Source organism: Chryseobacterium sp. POL2 (assembly GCF_011058315.1).
GTDB lineage: Bacteria > Bacteroidota > Bacteroidia > Flavobacteriales > Weeksellaceae > Soonwooa.
On the sequence record NZ_CP049298.1, the window covers coordinates 363,594 to 379,653 of the forward strand.

17 protein-coding genes are annotated in these 16,060 nt (G+C 34.4%); 10 read left to right on the top strand and 7 right to left on the bottom strand.

Annotated features, from left to right (window positions below; genetic code table 11):
- The first annotated feature begins 40 nt into the window (after positions 1–40).
- The 3 genes from infC (at position 41) to rplT (ending at position 1,369) form a co-directional block, all read left to right on the top strand.
- Positions 41–571 (top strand): translation initiation factor IF-3, encoded by a 531-nt coding sequence (gene infC, locus G6R40_RS01590; RefSeq protein ID WP_165130922.1) that lies wholly within the window; start codon positions 41–43, stop codon positions 569–571.
- Between the two features lie 136 nt (positions 572–707).
- Positions 708–905 (top strand): 50S ribosomal protein L35, encoded by a 198-nt coding sequence (gene rpmI, locus G6R40_RS01595; RefSeq protein ID WP_165130924.1) that lies wholly within the window; start codon positions 708–710, stop codon positions 903–905.
- 119 nt (positions 906–1,024) lie between these two features.
- On the top strand, positions 1,025–1,369 hold the full coding sequence (rplT, locus tag G6R40_RS01600) for a 50S ribosomal protein L20 (protein ID WP_165130926.1): 345 nt from the start codon (positions 1,025–1,027) through the stop codon (positions 1,367–1,369).
- Between the two features lie 50 nt (positions 1,370–1,419).
- Here rplT and G6R40_RS01605 read toward each other — a convergent pair whose 3' ends face one another.
- Entirely contained in the window at positions 1,420–1,854 is a 435-nt protein-coding gene (locus G6R40_RS01605; RefSeq protein ID WP_165130928.1) for an FKBP-type peptidyl-prolyl cis-trans isomerase, read from the bottom strand.
- Between the two features lie 127 nt (positions 1,855–1,981).
- Here G6R40_RS01605 and G6R40_RS01610 point away from each other — a divergent pair, with 127 nt between their 5' ends.
- From G6R40_RS01610 to G6R40_RS01625, 4 genes are all read left to right on the top strand, one after another.
- Positions 1,982–4,465 carry a hypothetical protein gene (locus G6R40_RS01610; protein ID WP_165130930.1) on the top strand — a complete coding sequence of 828 codons (2,484 nt, stop codon included), beginning with the start codon at positions 1,982–1,984 and terminating at the stop codon, positions 4,463–4,465.
- A gap of 141 nt (positions 4,466–4,606) precedes the next feature.
- The gene (gene lpdA / locus G6R40_RS01615; protein WP_165130932.1) at positions 4,607–5,995 is read left to right on the top strand and encodes a dihydrolipoyl dehydrogenase; all 1,389 of its coding nucleotides are present in this window, start codon (positions 4,607–4,609) and stop codon (positions 5,993–5,995) included.
- 1 nt (position 5,996) lies between these two features.
- Positions 5,997–6,587, top strand: coding sequence for a hypothetical protein (locus G6R40_RS01620; RefSeq protein WP_165130934.1), 591 nt, complete (start codon positions 5,997–5,999; stop codon positions 6,585–6,587).
- An 80-nt stretch (positions 6,588–6,667) separates the two neighbouring features.
- Positions 6,668–7,465, top strand: coding sequence for a patatin-like phospholipase family protein (locus G6R40_RS01625; RefSeq protein ID WP_165130936.1), 798 nt, complete (start codon positions 6,668–6,670; stop codon positions 7,463–7,465).
- Here the strand turns inward: G6R40_RS01625 and G6R40_RS01630 are convergent.
- From G6R40_RS01630 to G6R40_RS01640, 3 genes are read right to left on the bottom strand one after another with little or no spacing between them, the layout of a single operon-like run.
- Positions 7,440–8,228 carry an alpha/beta hydrolase family protein gene (locus tag G6R40_RS01630; protein WP_165130938.1) on the bottom strand — a complete coding sequence of 263 codons (789 nt, stop codon included), beginning with the start codon at positions 8,226–8,228 and terminating at the stop codon, positions 7,440–7,442. The genes G6R40_RS01625 and G6R40_RS01630 overlap by 26 nt on opposite strands.
- 15 nt (positions 8,229–8,243) lie before the next feature.
- Positions 8,244–9,605: a M28 family peptidase gene (locus tag G6R40_RS01635; protein WP_165130940.1), complete on the bottom strand. Its 1,362-nt coding sequence runs from the start codon at positions 9,603–9,605 to the stop codon at positions 8,244–8,246.
- Between the two features lie 15 nt (positions 9,606–9,620).
- Positions 9,621–10,454 (bottom strand): ion transporter, encoded by an 834-nt coding sequence (locus G6R40_RS01640; RefSeq protein ID WP_165130942.1) that lies wholly within the window; start codon positions 10,452–10,454, stop codon positions 9,621–9,623.
- Between the two features lie 63 nt (positions 10,455–10,517).
- On the opposite strand from G6R40_RS01640, the gene G6R40_RS01645 reads away from it, so the two are divergent.
- On the top strand, positions 10,518–11,624 hold the full coding sequence (locus G6R40_RS01645; RefSeq protein WP_165130944.1) for a Nif3-like dinuclear metal center hexameric protein: 1,107 nt from the start codon (positions 10,518–10,520) through the stop codon (positions 11,622–11,624).
- 3 nt (positions 11,625–11,627) lie between these two features.
- Positions 11,628–12,410 carry a zinc ribbon domain-containing protein gene (locus tag G6R40_RS01650; RefSeq protein ID WP_165130946.1) on the top strand — a complete coding sequence of 261 codons (783 nt, stop codon included), beginning with the start codon at positions 11,628–11,630 and terminating at the stop codon, positions 12,408–12,410.
- 51 nt (positions 12,411–12,461) lie between these two features.
- On the opposite strand, the gene G6R40_RS01655 is transcribed toward G6R40_RS01650, so the two are convergent.
- The 3 genes from G6R40_RS01655 to G6R40_RS01665 form a co-directional block, all read right to left on the bottom strand.
- Positions 12,462–13,304, bottom strand: coding sequence for a LysR family transcriptional regulator (locus G6R40_RS01655; RefSeq protein WP_262887658.1), 843 nt, complete (start codon positions 13,302–13,304; stop codon positions 12,462–12,464).
- A 37-nt stretch (positions 13,305–13,341) separates the two neighbouring features.
- The gene (locus G6R40_RS01660; protein WP_165130950.1) at positions 13,342–13,707 is read right to left on the bottom strand and encodes a hypothetical protein; all 366 of its coding nucleotides are present in this window, start codon (positions 13,705–13,707) and stop codon (positions 13,342–13,344) included.
- A 247-nt stretch (positions 13,708–13,954) separates the two neighbouring features.
- Complete coding sequence (locus G6R40_RS01665) at positions 13,955–15,436, bottom strand: T9SS type A sorting domain-containing protein (protein WP_165130952.1); 1,482 nt, start codon at positions 15,434–15,436, stop codon at positions 13,955–13,957.
- 183 nt (positions 15,437–15,619) lie between these two features.
- Between G6R40_RS01665 and G6R40_RS01670 the strand changes: the two genes are divergently transcribed.
- Positions 15,620–15,943, top strand: a complete 324-nt coding sequence (locus tag G6R40_RS01670; RefSeq protein ID WP_165130954.1) for an RNA recognition motif domain-containing protein — start codon at positions 15,620–15,622, stop codon at positions 15,941–15,943.
- Positions 15,944–16,060: the final 117 nt, after the last annotated feature.

Sequence of the window (16,060 nt, forward strand, 5' to 3'; positions counted from 1 at the left end):
TACAATAGCACTAAAACGTAACAACAGCAGAAGAGGTCCAATGCGTCGTCCAGTACAGGAAGATTTGCATATGATTAACGACAAAATCCACGTAAAAGAAGTACGTCTAGTTGGTGAAAATGTCGAGCCAGGCGTATATCCTACGGCTAAAGCAAAAGATATTGCTAGAGAGCAAGAGTTGGATTTGGTAGTAATATCAGATAAGTCCGAGCCATTTATCGCTAGGATTTTGGATTACAAAAAGTTCTTATATGAGCAAAAGAAAAAGCAAAAAGAACTAAAAGCAAAGCAAGTAAAAGTTGTGGTTAAAGAGATTCGTTTTGGTCCTCAGACAGATGAGCACGATTACGAATTTAAGAAAAAGCACGCTGAAAAATTCTTAGAAGAAGGTTCTAAACTTAAAACTTATGTATTCTTCAAAGGACGTTCTATTATCTTTAAAGATCAAGGAGAAATTTTACTTTTAAAACTAGCTCAAGAATTAGAGCATGTTGGTAAAGTGGATCAACTTCCTAAGCTAGAGGGTAAAAGGATGATTATGATGATGAGTCCTAAAAAACCTGCTAAATAATAACTGTTTTTTTTAAATATATAGCAAGAGATTAATTTAGGTCTCTTGCTTTTAATATAAGTCCGCAAGATTCAAAATAATTTTGTAATTTTGCAGATTCAAAGAATATTGATAACAAATTATAAAAAGCAAAACAATGCCAAAATTAAAAACGAAATCTGGTGCTAAGAAACGTTTTGCTCTTACTGGAACAGGTAAGATCAAAAGAAAAAATGCTTACAAAAGCCACATCTTGACAAAAAAGGAGACAAAGCAAAAGAGAAATCTTACGCAAACTTCTTATGTTGCTAATGTGGACGAGAGAAGTGTTAAACGTCAATTAGCAATTAAGTAGTTTTTATAACCAATTTTCGGTTTATAAGAATTCACAAAACAATTCAAAATTTTAACCCTGAAACGGCGCACAAAAGAGAGTTATAACAACTACGCCCTTTTCAAAAAAACAATTACATTATGCCAAGATCAGTAAACGCTGTAGCGTCTAGAGCGCGCAGAAAAAAAATTATGAAGCAGGCTAAAGGTTTTTTCGGTAGAAGAAAAAATGTTTGGACTGTAGCTAAAAACGCCGTGGAAAAAGCAATGCAATATGCTTACCGCGGTAGAAAAGAGAAGAAAAGAAACTTCAGAGCACTTTGGATTACGCGTATCAATGCGGGAGCTAGAGAGCACGGGATGTCTTACTCTCAGTTCATGGGAGCTCTTAAAAAGAACAACATCGAGCTTAACAGAAAAGTTCTTGCAGACCTTGCAATGAACCACCCTGAAGCTTTCAAAGCTGTTGTAGATCAAGTAAAATAATTAATCAATTTTGTTATCAATATAAAACCTGAGCATTAGCTCAGGTTTTTTTATTTAATCCCAATCAATTCGACTTCGAAAATTAAAGTAGAATTTGGTCCAATTTCTTTCGAGATTTGTTGACCGCCATAGGCCAAATGCGGTGGAATTACAAACTTCCATTTGCTGCCCGTTGACATCAACTGTAAACCTTCTGTCCAACCAGAAATAACGCGATTAAGTGGAAAACTGGCTGGTTTGTTTCTTTCTACAGAGCTGTCAAAAACTTCTCCTTTGATGGTTGTGCCATGATAATGACAAATTACCGTATCTCTAGCCTCGGGTTTTCTTCCTTCTTCATCCGTGATAATTTGATATTGTAATCCGCTTTCCAATGTTACAACGCCTTCTTGTTTGCCAAACTCTTCCTGAAAGGCTTTACCTTCGTTAAGGTTTTTTTCGGCTAAAGCTTTTTTCTTTTTTGCTAAAAAATCAGCTACTCCCATGTTTTAAATTTTTTCAAATTTACGGATTTTAGAATTTTAAAAGGAGGTTAAATTAAGCTTTTACAATCTATTAGTGCTAAAGTCAAGATATATTTTTATTTTCGTAGGTTCTTACATGTTTTAAACAATGAAAAAACTTTATAGTTTATTATTTTTTTGTATCAGTCTTTTCACATTTTCACAATCAACAATTTGGGTGAGAATTGCTGGTAAAAATATGCCTTTGTCACATGCTTCAGTCTATTGTAACAAGCAATTATTGGGCAATACCGATAATCATGGTAAATTAGAATTCAAGACAAAATGCGATCAAGTTACAGTAAAACATCCCGATTATGAAGATGCCGATGTTGTTGTTGACAAGGTGATGGAAGTGTCTTTAGAAAAAGAAGAATCCAAGGTTAACAAGATAGAAGCTGTCATTGTCAATGATAAAAGCGATCCGAAAGCGATAGCAATCTTGGATAAAGTTAATAATCATTTCAAAGACAATTCGCCACGAAGTTTGGATTCTTATGCCTTCAAATCCTACGAGAAAATGTCGTTTGATTTTGATGAAGATAGTATTAAACTCTATCAAACTTATATGACAAAACGTTTGGATTCTTTAAAATTGGTTCCTGCTAAAAATCTTAAACAATCCAAAGGTGAAAAAAAAGATTCTTTGATGGAAAATGACATGACCAAAACGATGATGCAAAGCAAACTTTTCCTTTGGGAACGGGCGAACGAATATCTTTATTCCAAAGAATATGGCGAAAAAGTCAATGTGTTGGATAATCGTGTTTCTGGACTCAAAGAGCCTATTTATCAGCTTTTGGCTTTGCGTTCTAACCGTAACAAAATTCCTCGTGAGATTATTCCAGAAAATCGAAATCTTTACCGCTACTATTTAACCGATTCTATAGAGATTGACGGACGCGAGAATTATGTGATTCGGTTTCGTCAGGTTGGTAAAAAATCGGAACCCAATCGACGAAAATATAATGGTTACCTGTATGTAGATCAACAAACGTTTGCCATAAAAAAAATTGAAAGTAACAGCAACAAAATCAATGATGGTAGCATAACATCAATTTGGATTCCTATTGAAAACAAATGGTTTTTACAAAAAGAAAATCTTAAACTTCGTGCAGGAAGTATGAGTTTTAATAATACCGAAAATAAATCGGACCAGAAAGATAAATCCGAAAAATCCACAGAAGAAAAAAGAGAAGAATTAAAAAAACGACGTACCAAATTCGGGAATTATGTCTCTATGAAAGTCGATTATTTTGATTTTAAAACACCAGTGGATTTTAGTGCTAAAGATTTTAAAGGTTATACAATGTCTATCAAAAATACAGATGGCAGTCTTTTGGATCAATACAGAACAGATAGTCTGTCCTCGCGAGAAAAGATGACCTATGTAAAAATCGATAGCCTTGGACAAAAATATAATCTTGACAAAAAAGCAAGTTTCATAAGCAATTTGGTACGAGGCAAAATTCGTCTTGGTGTATTGGATGTCGATCCTTTTGGCAGCAATTATAATCGTTACGAAGGCATAAGACTAGGATTAAAAGCAAAACTAAACGAGAAGTTTAACCAATATATTTCTCCAGATATTTATATAGCTTATGGCTTCAAAGATTCTAAATTAAAATATGCTGTTGGCGTTGACATTAGAACGACTTTGGATTATAACTCGTTTTTCCGAGCCGAATATTATGACGATGTAGAATCTTCGGGAAGATTTAGCCAAAATTTATGGAACTTCAAAATGCAGTTTATGAATTCGGGTGTCGACCTTCAGAATGATAGATTCTATCGTTTCCAAGGAGGAAAACTCAGCTACGAAGTTGATCTTAATAATGCTTTAACTATGAAGATTTCTGCAAAACGCCAAAATGAAGAAACCAAATTCGATTATTATTACGAAGGCGAAAAGCGTGTTTTTAAGAACTTTGCGACGATGTTAACTTTAAAATATTCGCCCAATTCTAAAAACATCATGACACCGTCTGGGAAATATACGTATGAGCAACAATATCCAGAAGTTTATTTTAATTTCGAACAAGCTGGGAAAGTTTTGGGTGGCGAATTTTCTTATTCAAGGTTTGATGTGTTGTTTGCACACCAGTTCAAAACCAAACTAGGCGTTACGGGAACACGTTTGTATGGCGGTTTTATGACAGGCGATGCTCCTATTTGGCATCATTTCCAGATGGGTGGCTTGAACACTTCCAATAATGATAAATTCTTTTCGCATTTCAATTTGACGACCTATTTGGGATTTGCAACAATGGAGGCGGGGAAGTATTTTAATGACAAATTCATGGGTTATTATGTGACACACAGAATACCGTGGTATTTCAAGAGTTTTGGTAGAAATACTTCTAGTTTTGACGTGGTTTATAAAGGAACGATTGGCGATATGAAAAATATGGATCAACATACGTTCAACTATGATAAACTGGATCATCTGTATCAGGAAGTCGGACTAGAATACAATAACTTTTTGAGCACGAGACTTAATCTAGGTTTGTTTTATAGAGTTGGATATTATTCAACTAATAAATTCAGTGAAAATTTTGCAATTCAGTTAAAATTTAAATTTTTAGGTTTTTAATTGAAAAGACTTTTTAATATTGATTTTTATAATTTAAATTAAAACTTTGCCTGACTGAAAAATCGATAAAAAAACTTCATTAAAATTAATAGGTATATAAAATAAAAAAATCCTTATTTTTGGTAAAAATTTTTTAAAGTAATGAAATACGATATTATTGTCATCGGTAGTGGACCAGGAGGATATGTTACAGCAATCAGAGCTGCGCAATTGGGCTTCAAAGTAGCCATTGTAGAGAAGGAGAATCTTGGAGGAATCTGCCTTAACTGGGGATGTATTCCAACAAAAGCATTATTAAAATCTGCTCAAGTTTTCAAATATATCAATCATTCTGAAGACTTCGGTCTTAACAAAGTTGAAGCTTCTTTCGAATTTCCAAACGTTATTAAAAGAAGTCGTGGCGTTGCCGAAAATATGAGCAAAGGAATACAATTCCTAATGCGTAAGAATAAAATCGATGTGATTATGGGCGCTGCAAAAGTGAAGAAAGATCGCAAAATCGATGTTACAGATAAAGAGGGAAAAGTTACAGAATATAGTGCAGATCATATTATTTTAGCCACTGGTGCAAGATCTAGAGAACTTCCTAATCTTCCACAAGATGGTAAAAAAGTAATAGGTTACAGACAAGCCTTATCTCTTCCTGAGCAACCAAAATCTATGATTGTTGTTGGTTCTGGAGCTATCGGTGTAGAGTTCGCTTACTTCTATGCAACAATGGGTACGAAAGTTACCGTTGTAGAATTTATGCCAAACATTGTCCCTGTTGAAGATGAAGAAGTTTCTAAACATTTAGAAAAATCTTTGAAAAAAGCAGGCATCGAAGTAATGACCAATGCATCAGTAGAATCTGTAGATACAAGTGGAGCAGGCGTTAAAGCAAATGTTAAAACGGCTAACGGAAATATTACTTTAGAAGCTGATATTCTTCTTTCTGCTGTTGGTATTGCTGCTAATATCGAAAATATCGGACTAGAAGAAGTTGGTATCCAAACAGACAAAGGCCGCGTTTTGGTTAACGAATGGTACCAAACTTCGGTTCCAGGATATTATGCAATTGGAGATATTATCCCGACGCAGGCTTTAGCACACGTTGCTTCTGCGGAAGGTATTACTTGCGTTGAAAAAATCAAAGGTCTTCATGTTGAGAAAATCAACTATGGTAATATCCCAGGATGTACCTACTGTTTACCAGAAATCGCTTCTGTAGGTCTTACAGAAAAGCAAGCTAAAGAAAAAGGTTACGAACTTAAAGTTGGAAAATTCCCATTCTCTGCAAGTGGAAAAGCTACTGCTAACGGCGATACCGACGGCTTTGTAAAAGTAATTTTTGATGCTAAATATGGCGAATGGTTAGGATGTCACATGGTGGGTGTTGGCGTTACAGAGATGATTGCGGAAGCAGTTGTTGCACGTAATCTGGAGACAACAGGACATGAGATTCTTAAATCAATCCACCCGCATCCAACATTATCAGAAGCGGTAATGGAAGCGGTAGCAGCAGCTTATGGAGAAGTTATTCATATTTAACATGAGGATTTTACTTTTAGGATTTTTGTTATTTTTAGGTAATTTAACTTTTGCCCAAAAGAAATTTGAGTATAAAGAACATCATTTACCAGTAAAATACGTTCTTAAAAAATCAAGCGACACAGTACATACGAGAATACTGGCGCAGTGGGCTTTTAAGAAAAATTATTTTTATCCAACAACTATTATTAACAAATTAAGTTTTGTTGATAGTATAGGAAAGAAAACAAATATAAAAGATGCTGAAATTGATTTTATCGAAATTACAGATTTTGATGGTAGCAAAAAGAAATTTGTAAATTCTGAACGTTTTCCAGTATTAAAATCAAAAAAAGATTTGCTTTTAGTATTATTTGAAGGGGTTAAAACCGGCTATTATGTTGACTTTTTTATAGCGAATATTTATGGCAACGTTAACGCAGTAGAATATATTATAAATGGAAATAATGCTATCAGTTCTAATTTATTTTCTGGAAGAGATAAAAAACTAAAAGAATTATTTGCAAAACATCCTGATCTAATTGCTAAAATTGATGAGCTCAAAACCCGCGAAGATATGATCCATCTTCTCGAAGAATATGATAAAAAATAAATCAACTTTTGATTTACAAATAAACAATGCTGTGTCTTGTATAAGATGCAGCATTGTTTTATTTTAGACTAATGAAAAAGATGCAGAATAAAATAGGATTGGTGCTTTCAGGAGGAGGTACGCGAGGTTTGGCACATGCTGGCGTTATTAAATTTTTGAACGAAATAGGCATCCAACCAGACGTTTTATCATGTTGCAGCGCAGGTTCTATTGTTGGAGCGTTTTATGCTGTGGGGAAAACACCAGAGGAAATTCTAGACTTTTTTAAATCTATTTATTTTTTTAACTGGAAACATTTTACCTTTAACAAGCCAGGTTTTGTGTCATCACAATTATTCACACATTATTTGGATCCTATTTTTGGAAATTCTAAGATTGGAGATTTAAAAACAGATATTCGTATCATTGCGACAGACCTTATCAGTGGCGAACAAGATATTTTTGATAAAAAGGCCAAAGTTGTTGATGCCATTATCGCATCGTCTTCCATTCCGGGGATTGCGACGCCTTATATCATTGGTGATGCGATGTACAGCGATGGAGGTGTGCTTAATAATTTTCCTGCCGACATTATTTTAAACGAATGTAAAAAATTAATTGGCGTCTATGTTACGCCAATACAAGATGTGAAAATGAGTGATCTTAATAGCATCCGAGCCATTACAACACGCGCTTATGATTTACTTTCACACAGAACCGAAATTCATAAATTCGCTTATTGCGATTGGTTTATAACGTCTAAGAAATTAGCACAATACGGTACATTCGAGCGAAAACCACAGCGTCTTGAAGAGATTTTTGAAATTGGTTATGAGAGTGCCAAAAAAACTTTTTATGAACAAGAAGAGGACTTTACTTCACTGTTTTTAAAAACTTAGTAAGCGCAGTCCAATATTCCTCCGAGCCTATAAAATTACTGCTTAACGTAATTTCACCATGATAACCTTGCCAATTGTTGGGGAGGAAATACTCTTTTTGTTGCGAATTTGTATTATTAAATATGTCGATCCAAGTCGATTTTTCGCCTTTTGCAGAACTTAAAAATATCGGAATAGTGACCTCTTTCGCATAGTTTTCAATTTTCTTTTGATCAATTTTTAAATATTCTCCAGGCGAAAAGACAACCAAAGCTTTGTAATCTTCAGGATGCTGACTTACATTATAAAAACCTAAAGAAGCAGAATAAGAACTTCCGAAGTAGATGATTTTTTTTGCTTTCAAAACCTTTCTTGCATAGTCATAACTGGCTTCTATATCTGGAATACTATTTTCAAATTCTGTGGGTAGATTTTTAGTTTTGGCTTCTTCAAAAGTTTCGTTGGGAACGTTTCCAAATTTTTCACCAGAACGCAAATCTACCGCCAAGACATTAAAACCTAAAGCCACCAATCTTGGCGCAATATCTCGATAAACACCGCGACTGTAGCCAGCCTGATGAAAGGCTAAAATAAGTGGCGCCGACTTAGAATTTGCAGAATAATAATCCGCATAAACTCTTATTTTATTATCTTTTGATGGGAAGCTTATACTTTTATAATTGAATTTATCTTGCGAAACATCGGCAAGGTTTTTGGGTTGACTTTCACAAGAAATTACAAAAGACCCCAGAACAATTGATGTAGTTATAAGTCGTTTTTTCATTTTAATTCCAATTAATTATTTCCAATATTGATCAACCATATAGACAAGCTGCGTCATAACAGTTGCCCCGAGTAGCAGTTCCCGACGATTCACTTTTTCAAAAGTATCTTCTTCGGTATGGTGTATATCAAAATAGCGTTGCGAATCTGGAACCAGTCCTGCGAGATCAGTTCCTGTTGATTTCATCGGCGTGATGTCTGTTCCGGCATAAGTTTCTGTAAAATCATAAACGCCATAAGGTAAAAAAAGTGTTTTCCAAGATTTTATAATCTCTTTTTTATCGTCAGACATATCGAGACCAAATCCTCTTGGACTAAATCCGCCAGTATCGCTTTCGATGGCAAAAATATTTTTTTCGCCTTTTTCAGCGATACTTTTCGCATAAGCAGTTCCGCCTTTTACGCCGTTTTCTTCATTGGCAAAACACACCACACGAATTGTATTTCTATTGGGGATATTCAGATTTTTAAAAGTTTTTAAAACTTCGATGGATTGTACAATTCCAGCGCCGTCGTCGTGCGCGCCTTCACCGACATCCCAAGAATCAAGATGACCACCGACAACGATCACGTTTTTGCTTTCTTTTCCAGTAATTTCGCCAATGACATTGTAAGACCTTACAACACCTTTCATGCTACAATTGGAGTTTATTTTTGCTGATATTTGTTGTGTTTTTGCTAGCTCCGAAAGTTCCATTGCAGATTTTGGACCGATGGCAATTGCAGGGATTTTTTCTATACCATCTTCATATTTCATAGCTCCCGTATGCGGAACATCATCATAAGCAGAACTTAGCGATCGTATGATTACCGCTTTTCCTCCTTTTTTGGCTACTTCCGTAGCGGCGACACGTCTTACTTTGCCTGCTTGGCTGTAGGCGTGCATGGTTTTGATGTGTTCTTGTGGAAATTCGTTATTGAATAAAACAATTTTGCCTTTAACTTTTTCAGTTGGGGTTTTTGCAAATTCTTCTAAAGAATTGACAACCAAAATTTCGCCAATTAGGTCTTTTCCTTTGGTTCCTTCTGAGTTTCCTAGCGAAAGCATTTTGATATTTTTCCAAGTGCCATCGGCAGATTTTATATGTAGCGATTCGTCACCGCGATACCAATTCGGGACCATCACTCTTTCTAACCAAACTTTGTCTGCGCCCGCTTCTTTCAGTTTTTGTTCTGCCCATTTTACGGCCTTTTCATTCGCTAAAGAACCACTAAGACGATGACCAATATTTTTTGTTAAATCATAAAGCCAGTCATAAGCTTGACCTTCTGTCATGATCTTATCCGAGATATTTTTAAACTTAATGGAATCTTGTTTGCTTTGCGCGAATCCAAAAATAGAGGAAGATACAGCTAATGTAAGAACTAATTTTTTCATTAATTTGGAATTTAATTAAGCGAATTTTTCACCACATTGTTTACAATATCGCGCATCGTTGTCGTTATCTTCGTTACCGCAACGTCCACATACCAAATGATAACGTTTCCCTTTTCGGAATTCTGAGGTTACAATACCTGTAGGAACGGCAATGATGCTATAACCGCACAACATAACGATAATGGACAAGAATTTACCAATTGGCGTGGCTGGAGAAATGTCACCATACCCTACGGTTGTTATGGTTACAACCGCCCAATATACACTTTGTGGAATGCTAGTAAATCCATTTTTTCCACCTTCTATTAAGTACATTAATGCGCCAATTATCACAATGAAAATGACCATGAACAATAGAAAAATATAAATTTTTCTAGAACTGTGACTTAGCGCTCTCAAAATATATTGGCCATCATGCATATAATCGGCAAGGTTGAAAATTCTGAAAATTCTCAGCATTCTCAACATTCTTAAAATACCGATATAATGAATAATAGGAAAAAATAAACTTAGATAAAAAGGGATAATCGATAAGAAATCTATAATCCCAATTGGACTAAAAATGTATTCTCTTTTGTCTTTGATACAAGCGATTCGCAGGATATATTCCACCGTGAAAATCATTGTAATGATAAACTCTAGTGTGTAGAAAGTATTATGATATTTTAAGTTGATTAATGGTATGGTTTCGACCATCAAAAGGCCAACACTTATCAAGATTAAAATAAGAAGGCTAATATCAAAAATTTTTCCTTGACGCGTGTTGTCGAGATAGATAACGTTATAAACTTTTCTGAGCCAGCCATCTTCAGGAGTCAAGTCAAACTCAGGTTTTATTATTCTTCTCATAATTTTTAAAATAAATGTAAATTTACACTTAGTTTTGACATAAGAAAAAGTTCTAGAAGAAATATGAGCCCAAAAACATTAAAAGAAGTTTGCAATCAGTTAGATACAATTTTTAAAATAAAACAAGCCGAAGATTTTGACAATGTCGGTTTGTTATGTGGAAATACTGCTCGCGAAGTGACAGGTATTTTGATAACACATGATGCCTTAGAAGATGTCGTTGATGAAGCGATAGAAAGAGGCTTTAATCTTATTGTAGCTTTTCATCCCATTATTTTTTCAGGTTTAAAATCTTTAACAGGGAAAAACTATGTTGAAAAAGCAGTTCTCAAAGCAATTGAAAACAAAATCGCCATCTACGCCATGCATACGGCTTTTGATAATGATTTCTTTGGTGTTAATTTTAAAATATGTGAAGCTTTAGGTTTGCAAAATCAGAAAATATTAATGCCAAAGTCCCAAAACTTAAAAAAACTGGAAGTCTATGTTCCTATACTTCAAGCTGAGAAAGTGAAAGAAGCTATCTTTGAAGCCGGAGCGGGAAATATTGGTTTTTATGACGAATGTAGTTTTTCAATAGAAGGTAAAGGGAGTTTTCGACCAAAACATGGCGCCAATCCTTTTTTAGGCGAGGTTAATCAACGCGAAAATGCTGATGAAGTTTTATTATCATTTATATTTGAAAATTATAGACAATCGGCGGTTCTGAAAGCTATGTTTGGTACGCATCCTTACGAAGAAATTGCTTATCAAATTATTAGTTTAGAAAATGATAATCAATACGCTGGTTTGGGAAGATTTGGAGATTTGGAGAACGAAATGTGCGTTGAAGATTTTTTAAAATTAGTTAAAAATACCTTTAACCTCGAGGTCATTAGATACAGTAATACAGAACAGAAAACTATAAAAAGAGTAGGCGTTCTCGGTGGAAGCGGTGCTAGTGGAATAAAAGCGGCCATGGCTGCGGGCTGCGAGGCTTATCTTACTGGAGATGTCAAATACCACGACTTCTTTTCCGGTGAAAATAAAATATTAATTGCCGATATTGGACATTTTGAAAGCGAACAATTTGTTACTCAACAATTATATGAAATATTGTCCGAAAATTTTATTAACTTTGCAATCGCTAAAACGAGCAAAAAAAACAACCCTGTAAATTATTTTATTTAAGATATGGCTAAAAAAGCAAACGATATCTCGGTTGAAGAGAAACTAAGAGCACTTTATGACCTACAAATCATTGACTCTAGATTGGACGAAATTCGCAATACGAGAGGAGAATTGCCTATCGAGGTTGAAGATTTAGAAATCGAAATTGAAGGCTTAGAGAAAAGAGCCAACAAATTCGATGCGGATATTAAAGAGCAGAACGGTGAAATTAACGCCAAAAAAGAATTGATTACACAAGCTCAGAATCTTATTTCTAAATACAAATCTCAACAAGATAATGTTAGAAATAACAAAGAGTACGAGTCTTTGGATAAAGAAATTGAATACCAAACTTTGGAAATTCAATTAGCTGAAAAAAGAATCAAAGAATACAGCGCAAAAATTGCTCACAAAAACGAAACACTTAGCGAGCTAAATAGCAAAATTGATGATCTACGCAACCACCTTACGCATAAAAAAAGTGAGTTGGATGAGTTGATCGCAGAAACACAAAAAGAAGAAGATTTTTTATTAGAAAAATCTAAAGAATTTTCTGAAAAAATTGATGCAAGATTACTATCCTCTTACCAAAGAATTCGTCTAGGATCTATCAACGGTTTAGCGGTTGTTGGTCTTGAAAGAGGCGCACCGAAAGGATCTTTCTTCACAATTCCACCTCAAAAACAAATGGAAATTGCACAAAGAAAGAAAATCATTATCGATGAAAACAGTGGAAAAATCCTTGTAGATGATGAGTTGGTAAATGAGGAAAATGCTAAAATGGCAGAAATCATTAACTTTAATTAAGAATAATTTACTCCCAAATAGAAGTCCGAAAGCTTTAGCTTTCGGACTTTTTTATTGTGTCATGATGCCGCAGGTTTTCATAAATAACTTGACAAGTTCGGGCGTTTCGCCTTTCGGAATTATAAATTGAAATTGCCTTTTAATTTCAAATTGTTTGACGTCGATAATGCTTAGTTTGTTGTATTTCAGCTCGTTGGTAATCGTGCTTACCGATAGAAAAGCCATTGCGTTAGAATGTAATAAATAGTTTTTGATAATTTCGCTGCTGTCCAGATTCATAATTTTTTTGAACTCCGTTGTTGGGATTTTCATTTTTCGTAGTTCCGAATCGATAAAATCCTGAGTGCCAGAACCATTTTCCCGACTGATAAGATCAATATCATGAAGGTCTTTCATCGCTAAAGTTCTGTTGGCTAGCGGATGTCCCGTTCTTGCGACCAATACAATTTCATCAGAAATAAAAGGAATATAATCAAATAATGGCGACTGGAAAGGCCCTTCGATAATACCAAGATCAATAGAATTGTTTTTTAAAAGCTCCGAAACTTTGTCCGTGTTTTGGGAAGTCAATTCGATATGAATATCCTCATAATAAGAATGGAATTTAACCAAGATTTCCGGTAGAATATATTGTGCAATCGTTGTGCTAGCACCAATTTTGAGATTTCCTTTTAATTTGTTGTTAAGTTTATTAATCTCAAATTCTGCCTCGCGATAAATTTCAAAAATAAGATTGGATTTTTCTAAAAGTATTTTTCCGCTCGACGTTACCTCTATGCTGGTGCCATTTCTGGTGAAAAGTTTGGTGCTAAGCTGTTGCTCCAATTCCTGAATGTGCTTATTAACCGCAGGTTGCGAAATATGCAGCTCTTGTGCTGCTTTAGTAAAACTCAATCTTTTAGCAACGCAAGAAAATAATTTTAATCGGAAATCAAACATTAGATTGTCGTTGTTTTATCTTCTCAAACCTAACTTTATTAAGGGCTTCGACACGATCTTTACGTTTTATTTTTCTTAGATTACTTATTGCAAAAACGTATTCTGCATTTTGATCAATAACTTGGATAATATCGCTTTTTTGCGTCATATTATCAGGATTAAAAGTATTCCAAACAATTTTTGCGAAAGAGATTGTCTGTCTTTTTTTATCAAGATTCAGAAAATCTAAACCTTTAAGATAAGGAAAGGAAGGGTTTTTTTTACCATTCAGTTGTTTTCCATGTTGGTTGAAGATTTCACCATTTTCATTAACCATGAAAGTTTTTATGGAAGGGATATTGGCTTTCAGTGTTTTCATCTACATTTTTGCTTAACTAAGTAAATATATAAAAAAATAATCGTAGGTGTTTTATGGAATGTCACATTTAATCTTAGAGATTGTTTTAGTTTTTATTTTGTGAGTAGTTCGATATGGGTTTTTTACTTTATAGTTGAAGGTTTCTCAATCCAAATGAAAAATATAAAGCGAGAAAGAAGCTCTCAACAAATCAAAAAAAATCGGTGCAAAAATTAATTTGTACCGATTAATACTCTGTTATAATTATTTATTGAATGACAATCTTTGTTGAAGATTTTGCCGTTTCATTTTGATAATTTAAAATATAAACTCCTGCGGTTGCTTTCAGGTTGATTTTGTTTTCACCTTTAATAACCGAACCAGAATAAACTGTTCGTCCTGAAAAATCGGTGATTACAACATTGCCTTCCGATTCCGATTTTAAATTAAATGTTCCTTGGCTAGGATTTGGGTACACTTGAAGTTTTGCTTTTTGTAAGTCAGTAACAGCTTGTACAGCGCCACAATTATAAGGTTTGAAATTTACAACGCCGTAAGCGGTATCATCAACTTGATGGGTTATAACATCTTCTACCATAGCATCGTTAGATAATTCGCCTTCTCTCCAACAATTGAATTTTGCCTCAATATTATTCGGTGTATTATTATACAAAGCATAGACTTTACCCTCATTAATATTGTTTTTGAAAATATTTTTCCCCTCGTTTTCTTTTCCAGGGATATCGCTGCCAAAATTAGCTTGCGCAGTTCCTTGTAAAGTTACACCCCACAGATTTCCGCGTACTTGGTTTCCGCTTACTTTAATATCCATAACGGCAGTTCCTGATCCAATAAAGTTGATTCCACTGCCACCTTGTAAAGGATTGTTCTGGGTATTGTTGTTTTCAATAATATTTCTTGTGACTGTTCCGTAAGAAGAGTTACCCGCAACGGTTATCCCGTAACGGTTGTCACGAATAATATTGTATTCGATTTTAACATTATTAGCGCCACCTATCAAAGCAGAAGCAGATATACCACCTGTCATTGTAAGATTTCTGTTACCAATAATTTCGTTATTGGTGATGACAATACCTGCTGTGCCACCAGGTCCCATATTGATTTGTGGTCGATTTTGGTTACTAGTATTGTTGCCATAAAAATAGTTGCTGTCAATAGTTCCCGATACGCTGATGTTAGCACCTGATCCTAGTGCAGAACCGTAATTTTCTATAAATCCAGAATTTTTTATCAAGGTATTGTTAACGCTTCCAAATTGTATAGCGGCGCTAGAAGTGGCACCACCACTCATTGTAACATTTTTTCGAATAATACAGTTATTCATGACAAAGTTTGACGTATTTACTCTCATACCGCCACCTTTCTCGATAGTCGTATTTTTGATATCTACTGTAGAAGTATCTTCAAAACGGATACCTTTATAAGCTTCGCCTTCCACATTGGTTGTGTAGATAAGCTGTGGAGAATTGGTTTGATAAGTTCCGAAAATATAAAGCATAACATCTTTGTTAAGCTTAACGATTGTGTTTTCGTCAATAATTAATTTATCATTGGCAGAAATAGTAACATTCTGGGAGATTAAAAAGTGATCTCCATTGTTAGTCACAGTTCCTGGAGCTGCTTGCGCGAGACTTGTCAGGTTGTATGTGACGCCTGTATTAGGACTTGTAAACTGAGCAAATGCTCCAAGATAAGCCATTACAGCTATTAAGGATAGAGTTTTTTTCATAACTAAAATTTTATCAAAGTTAAAAATTCTTTACAATTTTGTAACATTATAAAATAAATCTAAACAATTAAAATTAAAAAGTGTAAATTGCACATGTTTTTATAGTCGAATTCAATATGTTCATTCTATTTTGTCTTCTCTTATAACGACAAATTTTTATTACCAATTTAATTTTTTTATACAATGAACATTTTTGTTTCAAACATCAATTACGCAACTAAAGAAGAACAGTTGTTATCATTATTCGAAAATCACGGAGAAGTTTCTTCTGCAAAGATTATTATGGACCGTGATACAGGAAGATCAAAAGGCTTTGGTTTCGTTGAAATGCCAAACGACGACGAAGCTAAGCAAGCTATCGAAGCACTTAATCAACAAGATTTTAATGGAAAAACTTTGAACGTTAGCGAAGCTAGACCTAGAGAAGAAAAACCAAGAAGATCATTTGATAATAATAGAGGCGGTGGTTACGGTAACGGAGGAAACCGTGGCGGTGGCCGTTGGTAAGATATCTTTAAAAAAAGGCTCCTTTTGAGCATTAGTAGTCGGAAGAACAATCTTCCGGCTTTTTTGTTTTTATAAATTCATAGTTATTTAATTTTAATGATTTCATATTAATTTATT

Coding starts and splice junctions, on each gene's coding strand:
- infC (WP_165130922.1), top strand. CDS start 41: ATGCGTCGTCCAGTACAGGAAGATTTGCATATGATTAACGACAAAATC.
- rpmI (WP_165130924.1), top strand. CDS start 708: ATGCCAAAATTAAAAACGAAATCTGGTGCTAAGAAACGTTTTGCTCTT.
- rplT (WP_165130926.1), top strand. CDS start 1,025: ATGCCAAGATCAGTAAACGCTGTAGCGTCTAGAGCGCGCAGAAAAAAA.
- G6R40_RS01605 (WP_165130928.1), bottom strand. CDS start 1,854: ATGGGAGTAGCTGATTTTTTAGCAAAAAAGAAAAAAGCTTTAGCCGAA.
- G6R40_RS01610 (WP_165130930.1), top strand. CDS start 1,982: ATGAAAAAACTTTATAGTTTATTATTTTTTTGTATCAGTCTTTTCACA.
- lpdA (WP_165130932.1), top strand. CDS start 4,607: ATGAAATACGATATTATTGTCATCGGTAGTGGACCAGGAGGATATGTT.
- G6R40_RS01620 (WP_165130934.1), top strand. CDS start 5,997: ATGAGGATTTTACTTTTAGGATTTTTGTTATTTTTAGGTAATTTAACT.
- G6R40_RS01625 (WP_165130936.1), top strand. CDS start 6,668: ATGCAGAATAAAATAGGATTGGTGCTTTCAGGAGGAGGTACGCGAGGT.
- G6R40_RS01630 (WP_165130938.1), bottom strand. CDS start 8,228: ATGAAAAAACGACTTATAACTACATCAATTGTTCTGGGGTCTTTTGTA.
- G6R40_RS01635 (WP_165130940.1), bottom strand. CDS start 9,605: ATGAAAAAATTAGTTCTTACATTAGCTGTATCTTCCTCTATTTTTGGA.
- G6R40_RS01640 (WP_165130942.1), bottom strand. CDS start 10,454: ATGAGAAGAATAATAAAACCTGAGTTTGACTTGACTCCTGAAGATGGC.
- G6R40_RS01645 (WP_165130944.1), top strand. CDS start 10,518: ATGAGCCCAAAAACATTAAAAGAAGTTTGCAATCAGTTAGATACAATT.
- G6R40_RS01650 (WP_165130946.1), top strand. CDS start 11,628: ATGGCTAAAAAAGCAAACGATATCTCGGTTGAAGAGAAACTAAGAGCA.
- G6R40_RS01660 (WP_165130950.1), bottom strand. CDS start 13,707: ATGAAAACACTGAAAGCCAATATCCCTTCCATAAAAACTTTCATGGTT.
- G6R40_RS01665 (WP_165130952.1), bottom strand. CDS start 15,436: ATGAAAAAAACTCTATCCTTAATAGCTGTAATGGCTTATCTTGGAGCA.
- G6R40_RS01670 (WP_165130954.1), top strand. CDS start 15,620: ATGAACATTTTTGTTTCAAACATCAATTACGCAACTAAAGAAGAACAG.